At 68.6% G+C, this 3,826-nt stretch carries 5 protein-coding genes; 3 read left to right on the forward strand and 2 right to left on the reverse strand.

Translation table 11 applies throughout. The annotated features are described in order from the left end of the window. Window positions 1-84, reverse strand: an 84-nt coding sequence (locus tag ABEI27_RS11950) for a sugar phosphate nucleotidyltransferase (protein WP_375799638.1), incomplete at its 3' end; no start/stop codon positions are given. Window positions 85-219: 135 nt separating this feature from the next. Here ABEI27_RS11950 and ABEI27_RS11955 point away from each other — a divergent pair. Together ABEI27_RS11955 and ABEI27_RS11960 are read left to right on the forward strand one after the other, a co-directional pair. Next, on the forward strand, window positions 220-495 hold the full coding sequence (locus ABEI27_RS11955; protein ID WP_375799634.1) for a hypothetical protein: 276 nt from the start codon (window positions 220-222) through the stop codon (window positions 493-495). Continuing rightward, entirely contained in the window at window positions 492-923 is a 432-nt protein-coding gene (locus ABEI27_RS11960; protein WP_375799635.1) for a type II toxin-antitoxin system VapC family toxin, read from the forward strand. Before ABEI27_RS11955 ends, ABEI27_RS11960 begins: the two co-directional genes overlap by 4 nt. A 35-nt stretch (window positions 924-958) precedes the next feature. On the opposite strand, the gene glmM is transcribed toward ABEI27_RS11960, so the two are convergent. Continuing rightward, window positions 959-2,278 (reverse strand): phosphoglucosamine mutase, encoded by a 1,320-nt coding sequence (gene glmM / locus ABEI27_RS11965; RefSeq protein WP_375799636.1) that lies wholly within the window; start codon window positions 2,276-2,278, stop codon window positions 959-961. Window positions 2,279-2,386: 108 nt separating this feature from the next. On the opposite strand from glmM, the gene aglM reads away from it, so the two are divergent. After that, entirely contained in the window at window positions 2,387-3,691 is a 1,305-nt protein-coding gene (gene aglM / locus ABEI27_RS11970) for a UDP-glucose 6-dehydrogenase AglM (protein ID WP_375799637.1), read from the forward strand. The last annotated feature ends 135 nt before the right edge of the window (window positions 3,692-3,826 follow it).

Raw genomic sequence — 3,826 nt, forward strand, 5'->3', positions numbered from 1 at the left:
CGCCGGGAGCAGCGGCTTGGGCCGGTCGTCGGTCAGCGGTCGCATCCGCGTTCCCTGTCCGGCCGCGAGTACGACTCCGTACATACGTCGCCCGACGGCACACCGGCGTATAGTGGCTATGGTCCCTGCTGTTTCGAGGGATGACCGAACGCCGAGATCTCGGCTGTTACTCGGTTACTGGGTGGAAACGTTTACCCGGCACCGCGCGAATACCCGTCTATGGCGACGGCAGTGAAAGTCGACGACGCCGCGAAGTCGCGGCTCGAAGAGCTCCAGGCCGAAATCCGCCTCCGGACGGGGCGGAACGTCACGCAGCAGGAACTCCTGACACGACTGATCGACGACGCGTACGAGTCACGCGCTGAAGTTATCGACTCCTTCCGGGAGTCGACCGTGCCGCTCTCCGCCGACGAGAAGGACGCGATGCGCGAGGGCCGGATCAGTTCGGGCGTCGAAACCGACGAGTCGGACATCGACGAGATCCTGTACGGATGACGGTCCTCGTCGACACGGGCGTCCTGTACGCCGAGCACGATGCGGACGCGGCGAGACACGAGGCGGCCGCCGAGGCGCTTGAAGCCGTCTACGACGGCGACCTGGGACAGCCCTACGTCAGCGACTACGTCTTCGACGAAGCGCTCACCCTGGCCCGCAGGCGGACCGGATCGTTCGCTGCGGCCAAGAATCTGAGCGACCGCCTCCTGGGGCGCGAAGCGTATCCGCGAGCTTTCGAGATGCTGCACGTCTCTGCGGGGTCGTTTTCGGATGCGGTCGACGTCTTCGAGCGATACGACGATCAGGAACTGAACTTCACGGACGCTGTGACCGTAGCGCTGGTCGAGCGGCACGGCATCGATCGGGTGTTGAGCTTCGACGACGACTTCGACGGAGTCGTCACTCGGGCGGATCCGGCGGACGTGTGATCGCCTGGCAGCAGTGACGTCGTCGCGCGGCGGCGTCACCTCGCCCGCTCGACCAATTCCTTCGCCTCCGCGAACAGCGCGTCTGCGTCGTCTTCGTCGCGCGCTTCCGCGGTGAGTCGGACGAGCGGTTGCGTCCCGCTCGCGCGCACGAGGAACCATCCCTGGTCGGTGTCGATCCGGACGCCGTCGAGCGTCCGTACCTCCGCGTACGTCTCGTCGGCGAGTTTCCGCACGCGCTCCATCACGGCCCGCTTGTCGTCGCTGCGGAGGGAGTCCCGCCGGATCGGATACCGCGGCAGCTCGTCGACGAGCGCCGACAGCGGGCCGTCGTCGGCGACGATGCTGGCGAGCCGACACGCCGCCAGCGGCCCGTCCGGACAGAGCGTCTCGTCGGGCCAGATCCACGCGCCGCTGGGTTCGCCGCCGAACGCGACGTCGGGCTCGGCGGCGCGCTCGGCCACGAAGACGTCGCCGACGGGCGTGTAGACGACCGCGGCGCCCCGTTCGGCGACCGCGTCCGCCACGGCGAGCGAGGTGTCGACCGGGACGGCAACCCGATCGCCCTCCTCGGCCTCCCGGCGGCCGAAGAGCGCGAGGAGGGCGTCGCCGCCGACGAACGCCCCCTCCTCGTCGACGGCGAGCATCCGGTCGGCGTCGCCGTCGTGGAGGACCCCGAGGTCGGCGTCGGTCGCTTCGACGAGCGCCCGCGCAGTCGCGCAGTTCTCGGCGGTCGGCTCGCTCGGCCGTGCCGGGAAACTGCCGTCGCGCTGCCCGTTCAGCGTCTCGACGTCGCAGCCGACGGCGTCGAGGACGTCGGCCGTGACGCGGCCGGTCCCGTTGCCGACGTCGACGACGACCGAGAGCTCGTCGACGGGCGAGTCGGTCAGCGCCTCTCGGAGCACCGCCGCGTGGCGGTCGCGTGCGTCGCTCGCACTCGTCCGTTCGCCGACGCCGTCCCAGTCCGCGAGGTCGGACGCCTCCGCATCGACTGCCTCTTCGATCTCGCGCTTCCGCGCCTCGTCGAACGCCTGTCCGCTGGGCGACCAGAGTTTGAGCCCGTTGTCTTCGGGCGGGTTGTGCGACGCCGTGATCGCCACGCCGGCGTCGGCGCCGCTCTCGCCGACGTACCGGGCGATGGTGGGTGTCGGCTCGACGCCGACGGCGACGACGTCGCCGCCGCATTCCGTGATCCCGGCGACGAGCGCGCGCTCGAGCATCCGGCCGCTCTCGCGGACGTCGCGGCCGACGACGACGGATTCGTACCCGACCGAGGCGAGCGCGCGGCCGACGTGGAGGACCAGCTCGGCCGTCACCTCTTCGCCGACGCGCCCGCGGATACCGCTCGTTCCAAACATCGTCCCAAACAGCACGACGACTGGATATAAACCTCGGTTTCACAGCGATTGCGCTCGTCCCGGTGATGTCCGAGCCCTTCTTGTGCACGCTGCTCGATTTCACAGTCAATGAAAATCTCTGTGATCGGCAGCGGGTACGTGGGTACCACGATCGCGGCGTGCTTCGCCGACCTCGGCCACGAGGTCGTCAACATCGACGTCGATGCCGACGTCGTGGAAACGATCAACACGGGCGAGACGCCGATTCACGAGGAGGGCCTCCCGGACCTCCTCGAGAAGCACGCGGGCGACGACGGGACCGGACGGCTCCGGGCGACCACGGAGTACGACGCCCTTCTCGAGACGGACGTCACGTTCCTCTGTCTGCCGACGCCCCAGTACGACGACGGGAGCATCGATCTCTCGATCGTCGAGACGGGTGCGGAGCAACTCGGCGAGACGCTGCAACGGAAGTCCGACTGGCACACTGTCGTCGTGAAGAGCACCGTCGTTCCGGGGACCACCGACGAGGTCCTCACCCCGGTCATCGAGTCCGCCAGCGGACGCACTGCCGGCGAGGGACTCGGCGTCGGGATGAACCCCGAGTTCCTCCGCGAGGGAACCGCGGTCGCCGACTTCCTCGATCCGGACAAGATCGTGCTCGGCGCGGACGACGACCGCGCCCGACGCGATATGCGGGCCGTGTTCGCGCCGCTCGAAGAGCAGGCCGACGCGCCCGTCGTCGAGACGGACACGCGAACCGCGGAGATGATCAAGTACGCGAACAACGCGTTCCTCGCGGCGAAGGTCAGCCTGATTAACGACATCGGGAACATCTGCAAGGAGTTCGGGATCGACGCCTACGAGGTGGCCGACGCGATCGGTCTCGACGATCGGATCAGCGACCAGTTCCTCCGGAGCGGCGTCGGCTGGGGCGGCAGCTGTTTCCCGAAGGACGTCGCCGCAATCATCGCCGCTGCGGAGGCGAACGGGTACGAGCCGCCCGTGCTCGAAGCCGCGGTGGAACTCAACGACCGACAGCCCGAGCGCCTCCTGGAACTGCTCGATGCCCACGTCGACGTCGACGGGGAGCGGGTCGCCGTCCTCGGCCTCGCTTTCAAGCCCGGCACCGACGACACGCGTAACTCGCGGGCGATCGAGGTCATCGAGGGCCTCGAAGCGCGCGGCGCCCGCGTCGTCGGCTACGATCCGGTCGCCACCGAAAATATGCGGGCCCGGTTCCCGGACATCGACTACGCGGAGTCTGCCGCGGCCGCGCTCGAAGACGCCGTCGGCGCCGTCGTCGTCACCGGCTGGGACGAGTTCGCAGCGCTCGACGACGAGTTCGCCGCGATGAAGACGCCCGTCGTCGTCGACGGCCGACGGATCGTCGAGCCGACCTCCGAGATAACCTACGAAGGCCTCACGTGGTAGGGGAAGGCCGATCGCGGTTCCGACCCCGATCCTGCTCGTCGTCCCGTGACCGGAACCACTTTTAGACCTCCCCGACGCAGTCCCCACGATGGAGTACGACGACGTCTGCGTCCTCGTGCCGACCTACAACGAGGC

The sequence above is a fragment of the Halobellus sp. genome (assembly GCF_042218505.1).
Classification (GTDB): Archaea; Halobacteriota; Halobacteria; order Halobacteriales; family Haloferacaceae; genus Haloquadratum.

What these genes read in the sequence shown, in the direction of transcription:
- ABEI27_RS11955 (WP_375799634.1), top strand. Translation starts at nt 220, where the DNA reads ATGGCGACGGCAGTGAAAGTCGACGACGCCGCGAAGTCGCGGCTCGAA.
- ABEI27_RS11960 (WP_375799635.1), top strand. Translation starts at nt 492, where the DNA reads ATGACGGTCCTCGTCGACACGGGCGTCCTGTACGCCGAGCACGATGCG.
- glmM (WP_375799636.1), bottom strand. Translation starts at nt 2,278, where the DNA reads ATGTTTGGAACGAGCGGTATCCGCGGGCGCGTCGGCGAAGAGGTGACG.
- aglM (WP_375799637.1), top strand. Translation starts at nt 2,387, where the DNA reads ATGAAAATCTCTGTGATCGGCAGCGGGTACGTGGGTACCACGATCGCG.